We start from the raw sequence: 21,001 nt of genomic DNA on the forward strand, positions 1-21,001 counted from the left end.
TGGTCGGGTGGGGCCCGGATGCGCTAGCCTAACGATCGTTCAGGCTGGTCGGCGCGTCCACCACGACGCCCCCGGCGGCATGGCGGGCGGGCGCGCCCACGAGGCGCGGGGCGAGGGGGTCGGCGTGACGCTCGACGGTGAGGCACTGGAGCAGCTACGCAAGCGGGCCCGCTCCGGCGGCGCCGACAAGTACCACGCGGCCAACGCCGGCAAGGGCAAGCTCTTCGCCCGCGAACGGGTCGCGCTCCTGGTCGACGAGGGCTCCTTCGTCGAGGACGGGCTCTACGCCAACGCCCTGGCCGAGGGGCTGCCCGCCGACGGCGTGGTCACCGGCACCGCCACCATCGACGGTCGGCCGGTCTGCCTGATGGCCAACGACTCCACGGTCAAGGCCGGCAGTTGGGGCGCGCGTACCGTCGAGAAGATCATCCGGATCATCGAGCGGGCCTACTCGACAGGCGTGCCGATGGTCTACCTGGTCGACTCGGCCGGTGCCCGGATCACCGACCAGGTCGACCTCTTCCCCGGCCCCCGGGGCGCCGGCAAGATCTTCTGGAACCAGGTCCGCGCCTCCGGGGCGATCCCGCAGGTCTGCGCGCTGTTCGGGCCGAGCGCCGCCGGAGGGGCGTACATCCCGGCGTTCTGCGACGTGGTGGCCATGGTCGAGGGCAACGCCAGCATGTACCTCGGCTCCGACCGGATGGTCGAGATGGTCACCGGGGAGAAGACCACCCTGGAGGCGATGGGCGGGGCCCGGGTGCACTGCGCCGAGTCCGGCGTGGGGCACTTCCTGTGCAGGACCGAGGCCGACGCGCTCGACGTGGTGAAGACCTACCTGTCGTACCTGCCCTCCAACTGGCAGCAGCAACCGCCGGCCGCGCCGGCCGTCGCCGCGCCGGAGAAGGCCGATCTCGCCGCGTTGGTGCCGGCCAGCGAGCGGCAGGCGTTCGACATGCGCCGGTACGTCAAGGGCCTGCTCGACGAGGGTTCGTTCTTCGAGATCCAGGCGCTCTGGGCGAAGGAGCTGACCATCGGGTTCGGCCGGCTGGACGGCGAGGTCGTCGGCGTGGTCGGCAATAACTCGATGTTCAAGGGCGGCGTGCTCTTCGTCGACTCCGCCGACAAGGCGACCCGGTTCGTGCAGCTCTGCGACGCGTTCAACGTGCCGCTGCTGTTCCTGAGCGACGTGCCCGGGTTCATGGTCGGCAGTGCGGTGGAGAAGCAGGGCATCATCCGGCACGGGGCCAAGATGATCACCGCGATCTCCGAGGCGACCGTACCCAAGATCTGTGTGGTGGTCCGCAAGGCGTACGGCGCGGGCCTGTACGCGATGGCCGGCCCCGGCTTCGCGCCGGACGCGACGATCGCCCTGCCCACCGCGAAGATCGCGGTGATGGGGGCCGAGGCGGCGGTCAACGCCGTCTACGCCAACAAGATCGCGGCGATCGCCGACGAGGCCGAACGGGCCGCCTTCGTCGCCGCCAGGCGGGCCGAGTACGAGCGGGACATCGACGTGGTGCGGCTCGCCAGCGAGCTGGTCATCGACGCGATCGTCGAACCGCACGAGCTGCGCGCCGAACTGGTCCGCCGGTTCGCCGCGGCCCGCAGCAAGGACCGGCACTTCTCCCGTCGCCGGCACGGGGTCACCCCGGTCTGACCGGCCGGGGACCCACCACCGGCCCGACCGGCCGGCACCGAGCCACCGCCAGCGAGCCACCGCCGTCGACCGGGTCCGACCGGTCGTCCAACCGATCCGTCGTCCCGGCGTCACGAGCGTCCGGGGCGGCACCCGTACAGGAGGAACCGATGGACTTCCGGCTCAGCGAGGAGCACGAGGCGCTGCGGGAGAGCGTGCGGGACTTCGCCCGCGAGGCGGTCGCCCCGGTGATCGCCGAGCACTACGAGCGGCACACCTTCCCGTACGAGATCGTCCGGCAGATGGGCAAGATGGGGCTGTTCGGCCTGCCCTTCCCCGAGGAGCACGGCGGCATGGGCGGCGACTACTTCGCGCTCTGCCTGGCCCTGGAGGAACTGGCCCGGGTCGACTCCAGCGTGGCGATCACCCTGGAGGCGGCGGTCTCCCTGGGCGCGATGCCGATCTTCCGGTTCGGCACCGCCGAGCAGAAGGCCCGCTGGCTGCCGAAGCTGCTCAGCGGGGAGGCCCTCGCGGGGTTCGGGCTGACCGAGCCGGGCACCGGCTCGGACGCGGGCGGCACCCAGACCCGGGCCGTCCTGGACGGCGACGAGTGGGTGATCAACGGCTCGAAGGCGTTCATCACCAACTCGGGCACCGACATCACCGCGCTGGTCACGGTCACCGCGGTCACCGGCACCAATCCGGACGGCTCGAAGGAGCTGTCCACCATCATCGTGCCGTCGGGGACACCCGGCTTCACCGTCGCGCCGGGGTACTCGAAGGTGGGGTGGAACGCCTCGGACACCCACGAGCTGACCTTCGACGACTGCCGGGTACCGGCCGGGAACCTGCTCGGCGCGCGGGGCCGGGGCTTCGCCCAGTTCCTGCGGATCCTCGACGAGGGGCGGATCGCCATCGCCGCGCTGGCCGTCGGCCTCGCCCAGGGCTGCGTCGACGAGTCGCTGAAGTACGCGAAGGAGCGCCAGGCGTTCGGGCAGCCGATCGGCAACTACCAGGCCATCCAGTTCAAGATCGCCGACATGGAGCTGAAGGCGCACACCGCCCGGCTGGCCTACCACGACGCCGCCGCGCGGATGCTCGCCGGTGAGCCGTTCAAGCGGCAGGCGGCGATCGCCAAGCTGCACGCCAGCACCGTCGCGGTGGACAACGCCCGGGAGGCCACCCAGATCCACGGGGGCTACGGCTTCATGAACGAGTATCCGGTGGCCCGGTTCTGGCGGGACTCCAAGATCCTGGAGATCGGCGAGGGCACCTCCGAGGTACAGCGCATGATCATCGCCCGCGACCTGGGCCTCTGACCGTACCTCCGGACCGGGGCCGCCGCCGGGCGGAAACGGGGCTCTGTCGGGTATCCGCAGCCCTTCGTCAGTAGACCGACGAAGGGCTGCCCGGCGTCGTATCCCGTCCGTACCCTTCCTGCCCATGACCCCGGATCATGATCACTCGCCCGCGGGTGGTCGTACCCCGATCGGGGAGCTGGTGCGGGCCCACCGCCTGGCCGCCGGTCTCACCCAGACCGACCTGGCACAGCGGGCCGGGGTCGGCGTGCGGACGGTCCGCGACCTGGAACGCGGCCGGGCCCACCGGCCGCACCGCACCACCGCCGAGCTGATCGCCGGGGCGCTCGGCCTGACCGGCGCGGCGCGCGCCGGCTTCCTCGCCAGCGCCCGGGGCCGGGCGGCGGCCGTCCCGACCCCGGGCGTCGCCGGGCTGCCGCACCGCACACCCGCCGGCACCGTCCCCCGCGACCCCGACCTCCCGGGTACGCCGATGGCGCTGCCCCCGCCGGTCGAGCTGATCGGCCGGGAACGGGAACTCGACGAGCTGACTGCTCTGCTGACCGGCGACGGCTGGCCGCCGGTGCTGAGCCTGGTCGGCCTGGCCGGGGTGGGCAAGACCGCGCTCGCCCTGGCCGTGGCGCACGCGGTGGCCGACGCCCACCCGGGCGGGGTGGCCGGGGTGCTGGTCGGTACCGGCTCCGACGCCGGCGACGTGCTCGCCGCGGCCTGCGCGGTGCTCGGCGCGGCCCGGCTCGCCGAGTTGGCCGCCCGGCTGCGGGGTCGCCCGGCGCTGCTGCTGGTCGACGCGGTCGAACGGGCCCCGGACCCGGTGGCCGAGGTGGTACACCTGCTCGTCGCGGCGGTGCCCACCCTGCGGGTGGTGGCGACCGGTCGGCATCCGGTCGGCGTCCCCGGCGAACTCGTCCGCCCGGTGGCCCCGCTGGAGGTGCCTCCCGCCGGGGTGGTCGACCCGGACGAGCTGGCCCGGTGGCCGGCGGCGGCCCTGTTCACCGCCCGGCTGACCCGGGTCCGCCCGGAACCACCCGGCCCGGACGAGCTGCCCGCCCTCACCGCGCTGGTCCGCCGGCTCGACGGCCTGCCGCTGGCGATCGAGCTGATGGCGGCCCGGGGCCGCATCCTCGACCTGCCCGAACTGCTCGACAGGTACGGCGACCGGGTGCTCGACCTGGCCGGCCCGGATCTCGGCGGGCGGGGGTGGGAGGCCGCGCCGCCGGGGCGTACCGACGACCCGGCCCGGTCCACGGTCGCGGTGACCCTGCGCGAGGCGGTCGCCACCAGCTACCGGCTGCTCGACGGGTGGGAGCAGGCGGCGCTACGCCGGCTCTCGGTGTTCGCCAACCGGTGGTCGGTGGAGCTGGCCGAGGAACTGCTCGCCGACGAGGCCGACCCGGACCCGTCGGGGGTGGTCGACCCGGTGCCGCTGCTCGACCGGCTGGTCGAGTTGGGCCTGCTCAGTGTCCGGGGTGCCGGGCCACTGCGGTTCCGTCTGCTCGACGCGGTCCGTGAGTACGCCGTCGAACAGGCCACCGGCCGGGGCGAGCTGACCGCCATCCGCCGCCGGCACGCCGTGGTGATCACCCGGTTGGTGACCCGTACCGCGCCGGACCTGGTCGGGGCGCGACAGCCGGCGGCGGTCCGTCAGCTCGACGAGGCGACCGGTGACATCGGCGCGGCGCTGGCGCACGCCGCCGGCGACGATCCGGTCACCGCGCTGCGGCTGGCCGCCGAGCTGACCCGCTGGTGGCGGATGCGGGGGCGGGACGTCAGCGGCCGGCAGTGGCTGTGCCGGCTGCTCGCCGATCCCCGTACCGCCGACGCCGATCCGGTGCTGCGGGCCTGGGCGCTGCTCGGGGTGGCCCGGCTGGCCGCCGAGCACGGCGCGGCGGCGCAGGAGCTGCCCGCCGCCCGTGCCGCGCTCGCGGTGCTCGCCGGGCGGGCCGACGTGGCCGGGGAGTTGGCGGCGCGGACCGTCCTCGGCACCCTGCTGGTCGCGACCGGTGGCTACGACGAGGCGGCCGAGCAGGCGCAGGCGGTGCTGACCCTGGCCACCCGGCACGGTCGGACCAGGGACATGGCGGTCGCCCAGCACCACCTGGCCTGGCACGAGATCCGCCTCGCCGATCTGTCGGCGGCCCGGCGTCGGCTGGCCGCGGTGGACCGGCTCGCCGCCCAGTGCGGGGAGCCCCGGCTGCGCCTGCTGGCCCGTGCCGACCTGGCCGAGGTGGCCCGGCTGGAGGGCCGTCACGGTGACGCGGTGGACCAGGGCCGGCGGGTGGTCGCGGCGCTGGCCGGGGTGGGTGATCCGGCGCACCGGCGGCGGGTGCTCGGCACGGTGGGCCTGGCGTTGGCCCGGTCGGGCCGGCTGGACGAGGCCGCCGAGATCCTGGCCGAGCTGCGCTGCGACGGTCGTCCGTCGCCGCCCGGGTCCCGGTCGGAGGCGGGCGTGGCCGGGGGGCGTCCGGGCGGGGGCGGGCCGGTCCGGGCGGAGGAGTCGGTCTGCGCGCTGATCGAGGGCACGATGGCCCGGCACCGGGGGGACCGGGAGCTGGCGGCGGAGTGGTTCGCGGTGGCGGAGGCTGCCGGTGCGGCCGGTCAGGACCGGCGGGACATGGTCGAAGCCCTGGTCGGGCTGGCCGTGAGCACCGGTTCCGCCGAGGTGCGGGAGCGGCTGGCGCAGGCGTGCCGACGCGGCGGCATCCGGCTGTTACCGGACGAGGAACGCCTGCTGGGCTAGGCGCGGGGGTGGCGCGAGCGAACGGGCCCCCTGGTCAAACCCCTCGCTCGATCGCTCGCGCCAGCACCCCCCGGTGCTCCCCCGCGCGATGAAGGCTAGCCAGCCGGGCCGTCCGTTTTGCGGCGATCGGCGGCTCTGCGACCGGTGGGTCCGACGAGTTCTGCCGCTTTTTCTGCCGGTCGGCCCGGTGTCTTGTTGGCGGATGGTCAGCAGGCCGACGGCGGCTCGTCGGTCGGGGCCTGGTCGGTGCTGCCGGCGGTCGCCCCCGGGTGGACGGCGTCGCGTACCCGGCGCAGGCCGTCCAGCATGGCGGCGAGGGTGTCGGGTTCGAGTTGGCCGGTGAACCACTGCTCGATGATCTGGAGATGGCCGGGCAGGGTCTCGTCCAGCCGCTGCATGCCGGCCGGGGTGACCACCGCGTACGAGCTGCGCCGGTCGGACGGACAGGCGCGGCGCCGGAGCAGCCCGTCGCGCTCCATCCGGTCCACCACCCGGGTGACGCCGCTGGTGGACAGGGAGGTCTGGGCGGCGAGGTCGGTCATCCGCAGTTGGTTGCCGGGGGAGCGGGCCAGGCGCATCAGCACCTCGAACTCGACCGCGGAGACGCCGTGCTCCTCGTACTGCGCGGTGAACCGGGCGGTCAGCCCGGCGTGCGCCTCGACCAGGAGGCCGACGGCGGTGATCCGGGGGTCGTCGAACACAGTCTCGTCCACCTGGCCATCCTAACAGTGCTTGACACGGGGAATATTGCTGCGGTTATAGTTGCTCAGGCAGTCGTTGGGCTACTAAACAATCTTCCCCGGAGGGCAGTTACATGACCAGCACCGAGTCGGTTACCCGCGACTGGGACGGCCTCACCATCCCCGCCGCCGGCACCTACCTGCTGGACGCCGCGCACAAGCGGGTGGGCTTCGTCGCCCGGCACATGATGGTCAGCAAGGTACGCGGCGAGTTCGCCGACGCCACCGCCACCATCACCGTCGCCGAGAACCCGCTGCAGTCCTCGGTCACCGCCACCATCCAGGCGGCCAGCATCAACACCGCCCAGGCCGACCGGGACGGCCACCTGCGCAGCCCCGAGTTCCTCGACGTCGAGCAGTTCCCGACGCTGGAGTACCGCAGCACCGCCGTGAAGTCCCACGACGGCAACGAGTTCGTCCTGCTCGGTGACCTCACCATCAAGGGCGTCACCCGCCAGGTCGAGCTGGAGGTCGAGTTCGAGGGTGTCGGCCGCACCCCGTTCGGCACCGACGTGTTCGGCTTCACCGCCAGCACCGAGATCGACCGCGAGGACTTCGGCCTGACCTGGAACGTCGCCCTGGAGACCGGTGGCGTACTGGTCGGCAAGAAGATCAAGATCGAGATCGAGGGCGAGGCCATCCGGCAGGCCTGAGCCCGGCACGCCGGGGCCCCCGCTCACCACGAGCGGGGGCCCCGGCGTTTGCGCGTGCGGATTGTCACTGCCCGGCGACGGCGACATCCGGTGCTGGTGGACGGCCGCTGGGTAGAGAAGCGGGACAGCGCATACCCGGTGGGCACTGGCCTCGGCGCGTGGGCGCTCTTATGGTGGTTCACACTGCGCGCCGGGACGGTCACCGTCCCGCGCGTCTCACGCCTGGAGGAAACATGGGTAGGGACGTCGAGCAGGGCGCGTTCTCCCGGGAGGACCGGGTCCGCTACCGGCAGAAGGTGCGGCGCTGCCTGGACGTCTTCGCGTTGATGCTCGACGACTTCGGCTTCGACGCCGACCGGCCGATGACCGGACTGGAGATCGAACTCAACCTGATGGACCCGGACGCCGAACCGGCGATGCGCAACGACGAGATCCTCGCCGCCATCGCCGACCCGCTCTTCCAGACCGAACTGGGACAGTTCAACCTGGAACTGAACGCGGCACCCCGGCTCATCGAGGGGGCCGGCTTCGCCAACTACGAGACCGACCTGCGTAGCAGCCTCACCCGGGCCGACGAACGGGCGGCCCGTTCCAACGCCCGGATCGTCATGGTCGGCATCCTGCCCACCCTGACCGAACGGCACCTGGTGGCCGACAACCTGTCCACCAACGAGCGGTACCGGGTGCTCAACGACCAGATCGTCGGCGCCCGGGGCGAGGACATCGAACTGGACATCAGGGGGGTCGAGCGGCTGCGGACGCACACCGACTCGATCGTCCCCGAGGCCGCCTGCACCAGCCTCCAGTTCCACCTCCAGGTCGCGCCGGACAGCTTCGCCGACTACTGGAACGCCTCCCAGGCCATCGCCGGCGTCCAGGTCGCCGTCGGCGCGAACTCGCCGTTCCTCTACGGCCGGCAACTCTGGGCCGAAACCCGCATCGCCCTGTTCCAGCAGGCCACCGACACCCGCCCCGACGAGCTGAAGGCCCAGGGGGTACGCCCCCGGGTGTGGTTCGGTGAACGCTGGATCACCTCGATCTTCGACCTGTTCGAGGAGAACGTCAGGTACTTCCCGCCGCTGCTGCCGATCTGCGCCGACGAGGACCCGGTCGAGGTGCTGCACGCCGGTGGCGTCCCGCAACTGTCCGAGCTGCGGCTGCACAACGGCACCGTCTACCGCTGGAACCGCCCGGTGTACGACATCATGAACGGCCGTCCGCACCTGCGGGTGGAGAACCGGGTGCTGCCGGCCGGCCCGACCGTGGTCGACATGCTGGCCAACGCCGCCTTCTACTTCGGGCTGGCGCGCGGGCTGGCCGAGTCCGACCGGCCGATCTGGAGCCAGCTCACCTTCAGCTCCGCCGAGGAGAACTTCCACGCCGCCGCCCGCCGGGGCATGGACGCCGTGCTGCACTGGCCCCGCCTCGGCGAGGTGCCGGTCACCAAGCTCGTCCTCGACACGCTGCTGCCGAAGGCGGCCACCGGGCTGGACCGGTTCGGTGTCGCCCCCGCCGAACGGGACCGGCTGCTCGGCATCATCGAGCAGCGCTGCCGTACCGGCCGCAACGGGGCGGTCTGGCAGACCGAGACGGTGTGGGCCGCGCAACGCCACCGCAACCTCGACCGGGACGCGGCGCTGCGCCACATGGCCAACCGGTACGCCGAACTCCAGCGCAGCAACGAACCGGTGCACACCTGGCCGGTGGACTGAGCCACCGGTGGGCGGGGCTGTCGCCACGTCCGGCCGGGGAGGCCGTACCCGGGTCAGGGGGTACGGCGTCCGGTGCGGGGCCTGGGCACCGGGCCCGGTCCCGTCGGCGGGGCCCCGCCCCCCTGGTCGACGCCCTGTTGCCCGCCGTCCGGCGAACCGGGGTGCTGGTCGGTGACCGGGCCGGCCGGCGCTGCACCGGCGCGGGCGTCACCGGCCGGGGCTGCACCGGGTGACGGAGCCGGCGGGGTGCTTCGACCCCGGCGGACCGGCCGGGCCTGGCCCACTGCCGGGGGCCCGGCATCGCCACCTGGTTCCGTCACCGGCGTCGGGGAATCCCCGGCCGGGTCGTCCGCCGGGGCGGCGGGTGGCCCGGCAGTGACCTCCGAGGTGTCGCCGGGGCCCGGGTCGTCGGTCGCCGGGTGGTCGGTCCCCCGACCGGGGACGTCCGGTTCGGAGGGTACGGCCGGGTCGGTGCCGGCCGGCAGTTCGTCCGGTTCCCCGGTGCGGGGGTGCGGCACCGGGGGCGTGGTCCGTGCGGCGGCCCGTCGCTCGGTCCGCTGGGCGAGCGAGGCCACCAGCACCGAACCGGCCGCGCCGACGATGACCGCGTACGGCGCGACGAGGTGGGCCGAGACCTGGGCCGGGGAGATCGTGGCCAGCCGGGGCACGGCGAGGAAGTAGGCGACCGCGACGAGCAGCGGCCCGGCGGCCCCGGAGACCACCGCACCGAGCCGCAGCTCGGGCGTCCGGGCGGCCCGTCGGGCGGCCGACGCGCCGATCAGCAGGGCCGAGCCCAGGGCGAGCAGTGCTCCGGGCCAGTAGAGGTGGTCCCGCCACCAGAACCGGGGGCTGTCCTGGGCGATCTGCCAGATGCCGAGCTGGGCGCTGGTCAGTCCCCGACCGGCGAGTACCCCGTCGACGACGGAGACGACGGCCAGCAACCACAGCCAGCCGACGGTGGCGATCACGTTCGTCGCGGCGGCCCGCGAGTGCAGCGCCCAGACCGCGACCACCAACCCCACCAGTACACCCACCCCGGCGTAGCCGGCCGCGACGGTCTGCGGCGAAAAGGTCTCCGGTACGGAGGCGGCCCGGGACGGCACCGCGACCAGCAGGACGGTGATCAGCGCGCCGACCGCGCCCGCGACCGCGAGGGTGACCCGGTGCAGGGTGCCACCTGCGGCGACGTCCCCGCTGCGTTCGTGCAGCCGTTGGGCGCAGACCGCCCCGGCGACGGTGGAGACGGCGGCGATCCAGGTCGCCCAGGCGAGGCTGGCGAACCAGGACGGCTCGGTGGCGCCGGCGTCGGCCGGCGCCCAGTTGATGATGCCCAGGCCGTAGCCGAAGCCCAGCTGCGCGGCGCCCACACCGGCGGCGACGCCCAGCGCGGTGAGCACCGATCCTCCCCAGCCCCGTCCCGCCATGCCGGGACTGTAGCGTTCCCTGGTCGAGGCGGCGAGTCGGACGAGCGCCGGAGCACGGCCGGTGACCGCTGGGCAGCGGCCGGTACCGTTTCGGGGACGAGGCGGGGGAGCGGCATGGACGACGACGAGTACACCGGACAGGACACTGCGGACCGGGACCGGCCGGACCGGGGCAGGCTGCTGCTCGGCGGCGCCCTGGCGACGGTCCTGCTGGCCGCCGTCGGGGGCACCGTCGGGTGGGTGCTGGCCGACCCCGGCGACCCGGAGACCGGCACCACCCCGGCAGCGGCGGCCAGCGGACCGTCCACCCCGGTCGACGAGCCGACCACCGCCGGACCGACCGCCGTGCGGACCACCACCCCGCCGCCACCCGCCGCCCCCGGTGGCGGGCTGACCGTGCCCCGGCTGGTGGGGCTCGACTTCGAGAAGGCGCGGGACACCCTGCACGACCGCAAGCTCGGCTGGCGGCTGGTGTTCGGCACCGGGTCGGGCCGGACGGTGACCCGTACCGTGCCCGCCCAGGACACGTCGGTGAAGCCGGGCACCACCGTGCGGGTGGAGGTCAGCGGGCCGGCACCTGAGGTCGAGGTGCCGGACCTGGTCGGCGAGGACTGCGACGACGCCGCCGACGAACTGGGCGAGGTGGGCCTGTTCCCCCGGTATCCCACCGGCAACCGTGGCGAGGTCACCGCCCAGGTGCCTGCGGCCGACGCGACCGCACACTGGAACGACCAGGTCGCCATCTCCTGCGGTGACCGACCGACGCCGACCGCCGAGCCGACACCGACGCCGACGCCCTGACGGGCGGGTCGCCGCGCCGGTACCGGTGATGACCGGCGTCGGCCGTTACCGTGGTGGGGCGAGTGCCACGACCGCCGCGCCGGCCCGGGGTCTCGCCCGGTGGGTCGAGCGCCCGCCGTCCGCCAGGTGGCGAGAGGACGTGCGATGAGCGACGACCGCCAGGACCCACCCGCCGACGACGCGACCCGCCCACTGCCCCGTCCCCCCGACGACGCCACCGGCCGGCTGCCGGCTGCGGACCGGACCGCGCCGTTGCCGGCGGACCGGCCCCCGGCGGGCGGGACGTCCCCGGTCGACGCGACCGCCCGGCAGGAGCCGGTGGACGCGACCCGCCCGCTGCCACCGGCCGGCGGGTCGCCGCCGCCCGGTGCGACGGACGCGCCGGTCTGGTCCGGCCGGGCCGGGGTGCCGGCGGCACGGGCGGACGACCCCGGCGAGCCGACCGAGTGGTACGCCGAGGAGCAGCGCGGCCGGCGCTGGTGGACGCCGATCCTGCTGGGCGTGCTCGGGCTCGTGCTGCTCGGGCTCGTCGGAGCGGGGATCTGGCTGGCCCTGCGGGCGGTGGACACCTCGTCGGACGGGACACCGACCCCACCGCCGACGGCCGTGCCGACGACGGGTGCCGCCCCGACCACCGCACCACCCAGCACCCCGCCGACCACCGGGCCGCCGACGACCCCACCGACCACCGCGCCGACTACCGAGCCGGCCGGAATCCCGGTGCCGCCGCTGGTCGGCCTCTCCCAGGAGACGGCGGAGGCCCTGCTGGGGCGGCTCGGGTTGTCCTCCCGGGTGCAGACGCGGGAGTCGGACCGACCGCCAGGCACCGTCCTGTCCACCGATCCGGGCGCGGGTCAGACGGTGTCGCCGGGGGACGAGGTGACCCTGGTGGTGGCCGCCGAGCCGTCGGTGTCGCCGTCCGGCACCGCCACCCCGACCGGCACCCCCACCGGGTGACCGGCCCGGCTCACCACATCCGGCGTCGGGCCCCCACCAGGCCCAGGCCGGCCAGGGAGATGGCCAGCCCGAGCAGGCCGGAGTAGAACAGCGACCGGGCGACGGTCCGCCGGTCGTCCGACGGGTGCCGGGGCTGGGCGAGCGCGGACGCACCGCCACCGCCGACCCCGGACTGCGCCGTCCCCGGATCGGCCGCGGCACCTCCCCCGGGACCGGTCGCCGGGTCGCCCTCGGCCGTCGGGTCGTCCCCGGTCTGTACGGCGTCCCCGGGCGGGTCTTCGACCCCGGCGTCGGTGTCGGCCCCGAGCGGGGCGCTGGCACGCCGGTCGGCAGGTACGGCCGGATCGGGCGGTGTGCCGTCGGCGTCGTCGGTGCCGGGGGCGTCGGTGGGCCCGGCCACGGTGATCTCGGGGGCCGGCACCGGCTCGGCGAGCCGGGTGGCCGACTCGGCCGGGTAGCGGGTCACCACCACGAGGGTGAGGACCACGCCGATCAGTGCGAGCATCCCGAAGGCGGGTCGGAGGCGGGACCTGTGGTGCCGCCGCGCGGCGGGCAGATAGACCATGGCCATCCCAGGTTCAGGGGCCGGATACGCGCGGGGTGGAGACTTCGCCGGGGTGGGCGTACCGATTCTATGGCGGCGGCACGCCCTCCGGCCGGGTAATCGGCGAGTCAGCCCACCGCGATCGGCGCGCGGTTGACCGGCCGGCGCGACCGTGCGGTGTGCTGACGCGGTACGGCCGCGGCCCGCAACTGGGTGAGCCCGGCCCGCTGGACGAAGATCGAGCGGCGGCTGACCGCGTCGCCTGCGGCGTTGAGCTGGTAGCCGTCGAGCCAGAGCCAGCCGTCGTACGTCGGCCAGTCGAGCACCCGGATCACCCGGAAGGTGATCGGTCGGAGGAACTGCACACTGGCGGCGCGGGTCACGTGCAGAACGTCACCGGAGCGGGGAAGCACATGGGCTCCTGGGAGGATATGGCCGGCGTCGCGGGGCCGGTCGGTGCGGAACAGGGACGGATGCGGGTCCGGCGACGGGGTTGTGCCTCGCGGGCCGGTGCTCGATGTGGTGGTGGCCGGGGGCGTACCCGCTGGTGGTGGATCGCGCCACCCGACCATCACCCGGCTGCTCACGGGTGTTACCGCTCCCGCCGCCGCAGCCTTCGGGCGTGCAGCGGCGGGGTCATCAACCCGGGGCGGGCCTCGTGGATTCCTGCGGCCCGGGGCAGCCCTCCGGCCGGGCGAGCCCGGGGCGGTGATCACACCCGGAAATCGACCGGAAACGGTGAGTGACTCGAACCATACGGACAGAGTGCATCAGTGTGATGCGGGATGCAAGTTGCACGTCGACTTTTGCCGATACGTGAGGGCGACACGTGAACCGGGCGCTTGATCACGCTGACTCCGGAGCGGCACACTGGACGCGGTTCCGCCCGCCGCGGCCGGTCGACGACCGGTTCCACCCCTTGCCGCGAACGATCGCCCGCCGTCCGTCGGTCGCGCCCCCGGCGGGTGTGGACGCAGGCGCGACCGACCGGAGGTAACCGGGTGAGCGCGAGGCACGAGCTTTCCCCGTCATCGACACCTGGGGCGATGCGATGAGCGAACGGCGGAGCCCCACCATCCGGCGTCGTCGGCTCGGGGCCGAGCTACGCCGCCTGCGCGACGGTGCCGGCATCACCATAGAGGTCGTCGCCGAGCAGTTGGAGTGCTCCGCCTCCAAGATCTCGCGGATCGAGACCGGCCACACCTCCGCCACGCCCCGTGACGTGCGGGACATGCTCCGGATCTACGGGGTGGTGGGAGCGGAGAGCGAGGAGTTGGTGCAGATCGCCCGCGAGGCGCGGCAGAAGGGGTGGTGGCACCCCTACAGCACCGTGCTCGTCGGGGCGTACGTCGGCCTGGAGGCGGCGGCCGGCTCCATCCGCGCGTACGAGCAGCAGGTCGTACCCGGTCTGCTGGAGACCGAGGAGTACGCCAGCGCGATGATCCAGGCGGCCCGCCCGGACTTCACCGCCGACCAGGTGCAACAACGGGTGCGTGTCCGACTGGGCCGTCAGTCGTTGTTGACCCAGGACGATCCGGTCGATCTGTGGGTGGTGCTCGATGAGGCGGTGTTGAGTCGGCCGGTGGGCGGGGACGCGGTGATGCGTAACCAGCTCAGGCGGCTGGTGGAGGTGGCCGAACTGCCGAACGTGACGTTGCAGGTCCTGCCCTTCGAGGTGGGGGCGCACGCCGGCATGGACGGGACCTTCACCATTCTCAGCTTTCCCGAATCGGTTGATCCGGATGTCGTGTACGCGGAGAACGCCACGGGTGGGCTCTTCCTGGAGAAGAGCGACGAGCTACAGAAGTACAGCTTCATCTTCGATCACATTCGAGCAGCAGCCCGGGAGCCGGAGGAGTCCATAGCACACATCGCAGAACTGGCAGAGGAGCCGTTGTGGAAATGGCGACCAAGAGGTTCCCCGAGGACCTGACGCAGGCGACCTGGTTCAAGAGCTCAAAAAGCGGGCCGAACTGTGACAACTGTGTCGAGGTGGCTTACGTGATCGGGGCGGTCGGGGTACGGGACTCGAAGGACAAGACAGGTCCCGCCCTCGTATTCGCCCCCGGGGAATGGAACGCCTTCGTCGCCGACGCTCGGAACGGCGCGTTCGGCCAACACTGACCAACGCAGCGTGGCGTTGACCGCGGGCCGGTCGGGGACACTCCCCGGCCGGCCCGTCGCCACTTCCGCCCCGGGTCGTTGAACCCTCGGTACGGCGCTGGTCGACGATCCGCCGCAGGTGGCGGCAACCGAGCGAGGCAGGCGATACGCAGATGACGACGATCGGCTCAGACAACCTCACCCACGGCCCCGGCAAGACCGAACGGTTCGGCGGGAAGTACCGCAGCGCCCGGCGCGACACGATGCTCACCGAGGTGGGTGCCGGTGACACCGAGTTGGGCCGCGACGGTTACCCCGTGTCCGAGCACGGCGGACCCCTGTCGCTGCCCTCGGCCCACCCGGGCCCGTTCGCCGAGCCGTCGCTCCGGCAGGCCGGTTGGCCCGTGGAGCCCTCCGAACCGCTGATCGACCACCCGCTGTTGCGGGGCCTGCTGCTGGAGCTGCCGCCCAAGGGCAGCGTCCCACCGCCCGGCTGGCTGGACCGGTGGTTCGAGGCGACCCGGGCGATCCTGGAGCTGCTATACGTGCAGGGAGCCGGCCGCGGCCGATGAGGCGGGCAGCCCGGCCAGCGCGGGGCGGGTGCCCGGCAGGGTCCGCTCGGCGAGCCGGTTGTGCCGCAGCCCGTGGCGCACCCCGATGGCGAGGACGGCCAACCCGCCGACGGTGAGCGCCACCCCGGCCACCCCGTTGCCGGCGCTGAGATCGAGCCCACCGGCCCGCAACAGGCCCGGCAGGGTGGCCAGCGCGGTCACCTGCACGGGCAGGCCGATCAGCGGATGACCGGCGGCGGCCCGCAGGCCGTACGGCGCGGGGGTCTCCGGCGCGGAGTTGAACGCGCCCGCCCCGGCCCGCAGCCGGCGGACCCGGCGCACCGTGCAGGCGGCCACCGCGAGTGCCGGCACCGCCACCAGCGGAAGCTGCCCGGCGGCCCGGTCGACCGGGGTGTCCCCGCCGCTGATCGTGCCGGCGACCAGCACCGTCGCGGTCAGCGCGAGCCCGGCCAGGGAGAGGGCGAGCAACCATCCGGTACGCCGTCGCAGGGCGCTGGCCCGGTCCAGCCGGGGTAGTCCGTCCGCCACGACGCCGGCGGCGAGCCAGACGGCGGCGATCGACAGCAGCACGATGAGATGCCCATCCATGGACACAGCCTTGCCCACAACGGCGGGCGGCGAATCCGGGACGAGCCCCTGTTCCCACCCCGGAGCATCCCGTAGGGGTGGCCGTGTCCCGGCCGGTCGGCCCAGCGGCACGGAACCGACCGGGTCGTCGTACCGGCCGGTCGTCCGTCGTGGACGGATCAGACCGCGAAGGTGGCCGGCCGTTCGGTGGCCGGGGCCGGCGGACGGGCCTTCCACAGTCCGGTCTTCTGGCCGGCGAGGCGGGTCAGGTAGGCCGGGTTGAGGATGACGTACCGCCGCCAGAGCCGCTTCGGCTCCAGGCCGAGCCGCCAGAACCACTCCAGGCCGGCCCGCTGCATCCACGGCGGCGGCTGCCGGAGCAGGCCGGCGTGGTAGTCGAAGGCCGCGCCGACGGCCATCAGCGGCATGTCCAGCAGGGGCCGCATCGCGTACGTGAAGACCTCCTGGCGGGGGCAGCCCAGGCCGACCAGCACGAGCCGGGCGCCACTGGCCCGGATCCGGTCGGCGATCTCGACGTCCTCGCCGGGCTGCACCGCGCGGAACTTCGACGGCTCCACCCCGGCGATCTTCAGGGCCGGGAACATCCGCTCCAGCGCCGGGAGGAGCTTCGCCAGCGTCTCCTCGGTCGAGCCGTACAGGTAGACCGGAAGGCCCTCGTCGGCGAAGCGGCGCAGCACGTGCAGGGTCAGCGTCGGGCCGTAGACCCGGTCGGTCAGCCCGGCGTGGTGCAGCAGGTTGAGCGCCCAGCGCACCGGCTGGCCATCCGGGGTGACCACGTCGAAGGAGTTGAGCCGGGCGTTGTGCGCCGGGTCGAGCACCCCGGTCATCACCCCGTGCACGGCCAGCGCGGTCAGCGCCAGCGGCCGGCGTTCCCGGGCCGCCGCGACCACCTGCTCGGTCGCCGAGGCGTAGTCGGTGGCGTCGACCAGGACGCCGAGGACGTTGCGCTTGCCCTGTGCGGTCATGCCCCCGGCACCCACTTGTCGACGTTGGCCTGGTAGATCTCCCGCATGATCATGGGTACGTCGTAGACCTGCTTCCAGCCCGGGTAGTCGGCCTGGAACGCCTCGTTCGAGCCGATCCACCACTTGTGGTCGCCGATCCGGTTCGCGTCGACGTACTCGGTGATCATCTCCTGACCGGTGATCTCCTCGGCCAGGGCGAACGCCTCCCGGTTGGAGGTGTTGGAGTGCCGGCCGCCGCCCAGGTTGTAGACCGCCGCCGAGCGCGGTTCCCGGAAGAACGCCTCGAACGCCGTCACCACGTCCGAGCTGTGGATGGCGTCGCGCACCTGCTTGCCCCGGTATCCGAAGATCTTGTAGGTGCGGCGCTCCATGTTGGCCCGCATCACGTACCCGAGGAAACCGTGCAGCTCGGTCGCCGAGTGCGCCGGGCCGGTCAGCGTGCCGCCCCGGAAGCAGGCCGTCCGCATGTCGAAGTAGCGGCCGTACTCCTGCACCATCACGTCGGCGGCGACCTTGGAGGCCCCGAAGACCGAGTGCAGGCAGGCGTCGATCGACATGTCCTCGCGGATGCCCTGCTCGTACGGGTGGCCCGGCTCGATCTCCCACCGGGTCTCCTGCTCCACCAGCGGCAGGCTGTTGGGGCGGTCGCCGTAGACCTTGTTCGTCGAGCAGTGGATCACCGGCGCCTCGATGCAGTGCTCCCGCACGTTCTGCAGGACGTTGAGGGTGCCACCGGCGTTGACGTCGAAGTCGGTGAACGGGTCCCGTACCGCCCAGTCGTGCGAGGGCTGGGCGGCGGTGTGGATCACCACGGCGATGTCCCGGCCGTACCTGGCGAAGAGCTTGCCGAGGCTGTCCCGGTCGCGGATGTCGATGCTGTGGTGCGCGTACGCCGACCCCAGCTCGTCGGTCAGCCGCCGGACGTTCCACGCGGTCGAGGCCTCGGCGCCGAAGAACTCCTGCCGCATGTCGTTGTCGATGCCGACCACGTCCAGGCCGAGCCCGGCGAAGTGCCGGACCGCCTCGGAACCGATCAGACCGCCCGACCCGGTCACCAACGCGACACTCACACGACACTCCTGGTCAAGGTAGGAGGCTGGAAAAAACCATCGGAGCATAGCCTGACGTCCGGTACGCCCCGATACGAAGTGAGGGCCCCGCGTCTGCGGAGCCCTCGTCTGGTGGTGGGGATGGGGGGAGTTGAACCCCCACGTCCTTTCGGACACACGGACCTGAACCGTGCGCGTCTGCCATTCCGCCACATCCCCGTGGCACGACCCTTGAACCTCGGTAGTTCGTGTCGAACCCGCCGTCTCCGGCGGGCCCGGAACATCCTACCCGGTCCTGCGGTCTCGCCCCGACCGGTTACCGTTCCTACGAGCGGTCACCCTTCGTGGCGGACGAAAGAGTAGCACGGTCCGGACGGCCGCTCCGAACGGGCCGCCGCGCGGTGGCCGAGCGGCGCGCGAGCTGCATGCGCGCCGTCCAGATACCATCATGTCCTCGGGACCCGAGGAGGAGCCGGTGAGCGTGCTGCAACGCTTCGAGAAGCGTCTGGAAGGCCTGGTAGAAGGGGCCTTCGCCAAGGTCTTCAAAGGGGTGGTCCACCCCGTGGAGATCCTCAACGCCATGCAGCGGGAGGCCGAGGCGCACAAGGCCATCCTCGCTGGTGGCCGCACCCTGGTGCCGAACCGCTACGTGATCGATCTCTCCCCGTACGACCACAGCCGGTTGGCGCCGTACGCCGCCGCGCTGGCCCAGGAGCTGGCCCAGTCACAGGCCGAGTTCATCGGCGAGCAGGCGTGGACGGTCTACGGCGACGTGATCGTCGAGGTCGAGCGGGGCGAGGGGCTGGACACCGGCATGTTCCGGGTCACCGCCGAGGTCTACACCGGTGGCGAGGTCGCTCCGGTCTCCTCCCCGGGCGGCTACGACCCCGGCCCGCCGGCCTACCCGTCGTACGACCAGGGGGGCGGCTACGGCCCGCCGCCCGGCCACGGCGGCGGCGCGCGCAACGTCCGGCTCGTCTCGGGTGACGGCCGTACCTATCCGTTGCAGATGGGCTCGACCGTGATCGGTCGGGGCGACCAGGCCAACCTGCGCCTGCCCGACGTCGGGATCTCCCGGCGGCACGCCCGGCTGGACTTCGACGGCGGCCAGGTCGTGCTGACCGACCTCGGGTCGACCAACGGGACCATGGTCAACGGCCAGCGCGTCTCGGCCGTCGCCCTGAACCCGGGCGACATGATCCAGCTCGGCACCACGACGCTGACCTTCCGCGTGGACGGCTGACCCGCCTTGCCGGAACTCGTCATCACCGTCGCCCGGTTCGGGTTCCTCATCCTGCTGTGGATCTTCGTGTTCACGGTGGTCGGTGTCATCCGTCGGGATCTCTTCGCGGGCGCCAGGTCGGGGCGGCTGGTGGCCGCGCCGCGCGCGGTCGGGGCCTCCACCCAGCAGCAGACGGCGAAGCCGGCGAAGGTGAAGCGGGGTCGGGCGGCCCACCAACTGGTGGTCACCGCCGGCCAGCTCGCCGGCACCCGGATCACCCTCGGCGAAGCGCAGATCACCATCGGCCGGGCCGAGGACTCCACCCTCGTCATCACCGATGACTACGCCTCCGCCCGGCACGCCCGGCTGGTGCCCCGGGACGGGCAGTGGTTCGTCGAGGATCTCGGTTCGACTAACGGCACGTACCTCGATCGCGCTAAGGTCACCGGACCAACCCCCGTCCCCCTCGGCGTGCCGATCCGTATCGGCCGCACCTCTCTCGAATTACGGCCATGACTCTGACCCTGCGCTATGCGGCCCACAGCGACCGCGGTCTGATCCGAGACGGAAACCAGGACTCCGTCTACGCCGGGCCGCGGCTCCTCGCCGTCGCCGACGGCATGGGCGGCATGGCCGCCGGTGACGTCGCCAGCAACATCGTCATCGGTGCCATGGCGCCGCTCGACGAGGACGTCCCGGGGGACGCGCTCGTCGACGCGCTGCGATCGGCCGTGGGCACCGCCAACCAGCAGCTCCGCGACACGGTGGACGCCAACCCGCAGCTGGAGGGGATGGGCACCACGCTCACCGCGACCCTCTTCTCGGGCAGCAAGCTCGGCATGGTCCACATCGGTGACTCGCGGGCCTACCTCCTGCGCAACGGCGAGTTCTCCCAGATCACCAAGGACGACACCTACGTCCAGATGCTCGTCGACGAGGGACGGATCAGCGCGGAGGAGGCGAGCAGCCACCCCCAGCGCTCGCTGCTCACCCGCGCCCTCGACGGCCGGGACATCGACCCGGAGTACAGCGTCCGGCAGGTGCTGCCCGGGGACCGCTACCTGATCTGCAGCGACGGCCTCTCCGGCGTGGTCAGCGCGGAGACCATCGGCGACAGCCTCCGCGAGTACACCGACCCGCAGCAGTGCGTCGAGCGGCTGGTGCAGCTCGCCCTGCGCGGCGGCGGCCCGGACAACATCACCGTGATCATCGCGGACGCCACCGACCAGGACATCGTCGAGGCGAGCCCGATCGTCGGCGGGGCCGCGGCCCGGGACCGGGGGATGGCCACCGCCGCCGACGACTCGACCCCGGCCGCCCGCGCGTCGGCGCTGTCCGCGCCGCGCCCGCCCGCCCCGGAGGAACCGGCGGCCAGCCGGGACGACGACCCGGAGCGCCCGCGCCGGCCGCTGCGTACCGCGGCGATGCTGACGGCCCTGCTGGTCATCCTCGGTGGCGGCCTCTTCGCCGGCTGGAGCTACACCCAGCGGCAGTACTACGTCGGGGCGACGGACAGCGGTCAGCTCGCGGTGTTCCGTGGGGTTCCCGGCCAGGTGGCCGGCCTCGACCTGTCCAGCGTGCACTCGACCAGCCAGGCCAAGCTCGACGACCTCACCCTGGCCGCCCAGGAGCAGGTCAAGCAGGGCATCCAGGCCAAGAGTCGACCGGACGCGCTGCGCAGGCTGGCCGAGCTGACCAGCGACGACCCGACCAATCCGAACCTGAAGCCGGTCTGCCCGCCGGTGCCACCGCTGGTCACCGGCTCACCCGTGCCGGCGAACTCGTCGGCACCGGCAGTCCCGGGCTCACCCAGCCCCGGCGTGACCGGGCTCCCGAGCGCCACCAGGCTCCCGGGCGCCACCGGCACCCCCACGCCGCCCACCACACCCGACGCCTCGGCCTCCGACGCGGTTCCGCCGGCCGGAGACCCGGCGGGCTGCCGGTCGCCCGAGTGACCGTCGGCTGAGAACCGAGGGACA

The 21,001-nt window shown here is 73.2% G+C and carries 20 protein-coding genes and 1 tRNA gene; 13 read left to right on the forward strand and 8 right to left on the reverse strand.

What is annotated here, in order from left to right; genetic code table 11:
- The first annotated feature begins 124 nt into the window (after positions 1 to 124).
- From ACN268_RS22355 to ACN268_RS22365, 3 genes are all read left to right on the forward strand, one after another.
- The gene (locus tag ACN268_RS22355; RefSeq protein ID WP_421484864.1) at positions 125 to 1,657 is read left to right on the forward strand and encodes an acyl-CoA carboxylase subunit beta; all 1,533 of its coding nucleotides are present in this window, start codon (positions 125 to 127) and stop codon (positions 1,655 to 1,657) included.
- Positions 1,658 to 1,806: 149 nt separating this feature from the next.
- Positions 1,807 to 2,955, forward strand: a complete 1,149-nt coding sequence (locus tag ACN268_RS22360; RefSeq protein WP_421484865.1) for an acyl-CoA dehydrogenase family protein — start codon at positions 1,807 to 1,809, stop codon at positions 2,953 to 2,955.
- 124 nt (positions 2,956 to 3,079) lie between these two features.
- Positions 3,080 to 5,692, forward strand: coding sequence for an ATP-binding protein (locus ACN268_RS22365; RefSeq protein WP_421484866.1), 2,613 nt, complete (start codon positions 3,080 to 3,082; stop codon positions 5,690 to 5,692).
- Between the two features lie 206 nt (positions 5,693 to 5,898).
- On the opposite strand, the gene ACN268_RS22370 is transcribed toward ACN268_RS22365, so the two are convergent.
- A complete protein-coding gene (locus ACN268_RS22370) occupies positions 5,899 to 6,405 on the reverse strand; it encodes a MarR family winged helix-turn-helix transcriptional regulator (protein ID WP_204925561.1) in 507 nt (168 codons plus the stop codon).
- Between the two features lie 101 nt (positions 6,406 to 6,506).
- On the opposite strand from ACN268_RS22370, the gene ACN268_RS22375 reads away from it, so the two are divergent.
- Both ACN268_RS22375 and ACN268_RS22380 read left to right on the forward strand, forming a co-directional pair.
- Complete coding sequence (locus ACN268_RS22375) at positions 6,507 to 7,085, forward strand: YceI family protein (RefSeq protein ID WP_204925562.1); 579 nt, start codon at positions 6,507 to 6,509, stop codon at positions 7,083 to 7,085.
- A gap of 233 nt (positions 7,086 to 7,318) precedes the next feature.
- The gene (locus tag ACN268_RS22380) at positions 7,319 to 8,797 is read left to right on the forward strand and encodes a glutamate--cysteine ligase (protein ID WP_421484867.1); all 1,479 of its coding nucleotides are present in this window, start codon (positions 7,319 to 7,321) and stop codon (positions 8,795 to 8,797) included.
- 53 nt (positions 8,798 to 8,850) lie between these two features.
- On the opposite strand, the gene ACN268_RS22385 is transcribed toward ACN268_RS22380, so the two are convergent.
- Positions 8,851 to 10,221 carry a hypothetical protein gene (locus tag ACN268_RS22385; RefSeq protein ID WP_421484868.1) on the reverse strand — a complete coding sequence of 457 codons (1,371 nt, stop codon included), beginning with the start codon at positions 10,219 to 10,221 and terminating at the stop codon, positions 8,851 to 8,853.
- Positions 10,222 to 10,335: 114 nt separating this feature from the next.
- Between ACN268_RS22385 and ACN268_RS22390 the strand changes: the two genes are divergently transcribed.
- On the forward strand, positions 10,336 to 11,022 hold the full coding sequence (locus tag ACN268_RS22390; RefSeq protein ID WP_421484869.1) for a PASTA domain-containing protein: 687 nt from the start codon (positions 10,336 to 10,338) through the stop codon (positions 11,020 to 11,022).
- 144 nt (positions 11,023 to 11,166) lie between these two features.
- On the forward strand, positions 11,167 to 11,979 hold the full coding sequence (locus ACN268_RS22395; protein ID WP_421484870.1) for a PASTA domain-containing protein: 813 nt from the start codon (positions 11,167 to 11,169) through the stop codon (positions 11,977 to 11,979).
- A gap of 10 nt (positions 11,980 to 11,989) precedes the next feature.
- Here the strand turns inward: ACN268_RS22395 and ACN268_RS22400 are convergent, their stop codons facing one another.
- Together ACN268_RS22400 and ACN268_RS22405 are read right to left on the reverse strand one after the other, a co-directional pair.
- Entirely contained in the window at positions 11,990 to 12,484 is a 495-nt protein-coding gene (locus tag ACN268_RS22400; RefSeq protein ID WP_421484871.1) for a hypothetical protein, read from the reverse strand.
- Positions 12,485 to 12,651: 167 nt separating this feature from the next.
- On the reverse strand, positions 12,652 to 12,936 hold the full coding sequence (locus ACN268_RS22405; protein ID WP_088645737.1) for a hypothetical protein: 285 nt from the start codon (positions 12,934 to 12,936) through the stop codon (positions 12,652 to 12,654).
- A 638-nt stretch (positions 12,937 to 13,574) separates the two neighbouring features.
- On the opposite strand from ACN268_RS22405, the gene ACN268_RS22410 reads away from it, so the two are divergent.
- The 3 genes from ACN268_RS22410 to ACN268_RS22420 all read left to right on the forward strand — a co-directional run bounded on the left by ACN268_RS22410 (position 13,575) and on the right by ACN268_RS22420 (position 15,198).
- Positions 13,575 to 14,456 carry a helix-turn-helix domain-containing protein gene (locus tag ACN268_RS22410; RefSeq protein ID WP_421484872.1) on the forward strand — a complete coding sequence of 294 codons (882 nt, stop codon included), beginning with the start codon at positions 13,575 to 13,577 and terminating at the stop codon, positions 14,454 to 14,456.
- Complete coding sequence (locus ACN268_RS22415) at positions 14,426 to 14,647, forward strand: DUF397 domain-containing protein (RefSeq protein ID WP_091253343.1); 222 nt, start codon at positions 14,426 to 14,428, stop codon at positions 14,645 to 14,647. The genes ACN268_RS22410 and ACN268_RS22415 overlap by 31 nt, the downstream gene beginning before the upstream one ends.
- 152 nt (positions 14,648 to 14,799) lie before the next feature.
- A complete protein-coding gene (locus tag ACN268_RS22420) occupies positions 14,800 to 15,198 on the forward strand; it encodes a hypothetical protein (RefSeq protein ID WP_421484873.1) in 399 nt (132 codons plus the stop codon).
- Here ACN268_RS22420 and ACN268_RS22425 read toward each other — a convergent pair.
- The 4 genes from ACN268_RS22425 to ACN268_RS22440 form a co-directional block, all read right to left on the reverse strand.
- On the reverse strand, positions 15,166 to 15,786 hold the full coding sequence (locus ACN268_RS22425) for a hypothetical protein (RefSeq protein WP_421484874.1): 621 nt from the start codon (positions 15,784 to 15,786) through the stop codon (positions 15,166 to 15,168). The genes ACN268_RS22420 and ACN268_RS22425 overlap by 33 nt on opposite strands.
- 158 nt (positions 15,787 to 15,944) lie before the next feature.
- Complete coding sequence (locus ACN268_RS22430; protein WP_421484875.1) at positions 15,945 to 16,751, reverse strand: WecB/TagA/CpsF family glycosyltransferase; 807 nt, start codon at positions 16,749 to 16,751, stop codon at positions 15,945 to 15,947.
- Entirely contained in the window at positions 16,748 to 17,869 is a 1,122-nt protein-coding gene (locus ACN268_RS22435) for an NAD-dependent epimerase/dehydratase family protein (RefSeq protein WP_421484876.1), read from the reverse strand. The genes ACN268_RS22430 and ACN268_RS22435 overlap by 4 nt, the downstream gene beginning before the upstream one ends.
- A 64-nt stretch (positions 17,870 to 17,933) precedes the next feature.
- Positions 17,934 to 18,019 (reverse strand) — tRNA-Leu (locus ACN268_RS22440).
- A gap of 229 nt (positions 18,020 to 18,248) precedes the next feature.
- On the opposite strand from ACN268_RS22440, the gene ACN268_RS22445 reads away from it, so the two are divergent.
- Genes ACN268_RS22445 through ACN268_RS22455 form a run of 3 tightly spaced genes read left to right on the forward strand, consistent with a single transcriptional unit; the run spans position 18,249 to position 20,977 of the window.
- Positions 18,249 to 19,043, forward strand: a complete 795-nt coding sequence (locus tag ACN268_RS22445) for an FhaA domain-containing protein (RefSeq protein ID WP_088645731.1) — start codon at positions 18,249 to 18,251, stop codon at positions 19,041 to 19,043.
- A 6-nt stretch (positions 19,044 to 19,049) separates the two neighbouring features.
- Positions 19,050 to 19,538 (forward strand): FHA domain-containing protein FhaB/FipA, encoded by a 489-nt coding sequence (locus ACN268_RS22450; RefSeq protein WP_328341589.1) that lies wholly within the window; start codon positions 19,050 to 19,052, stop codon positions 19,536 to 19,538.
- Positions 19,535 to 20,977: a PP2C family protein-serine/threonine phosphatase gene (locus tag ACN268_RS22455; protein WP_421484877.1), complete on the forward strand. Its 1,443-nt coding sequence runs from the start codon at positions 19,535 to 19,537 to the stop codon at positions 20,975 to 20,977. The genes ACN268_RS22450 and ACN268_RS22455 overlap by 4 nt, the downstream gene beginning before the upstream one ends.
- Positions 20,978 to 21,001: the final 24 nt, after the last annotated feature.

The organism is Micromonospora sp. WMMD735 (assembly GCF_049178995.1).
GTDB classification, from domain to species: Bacteria; Actinomycetota; Actinomycetes; order Mycobacteriales; family Micromonosporaceae; genus Micromonospora; species Micromonospora wenchangensis.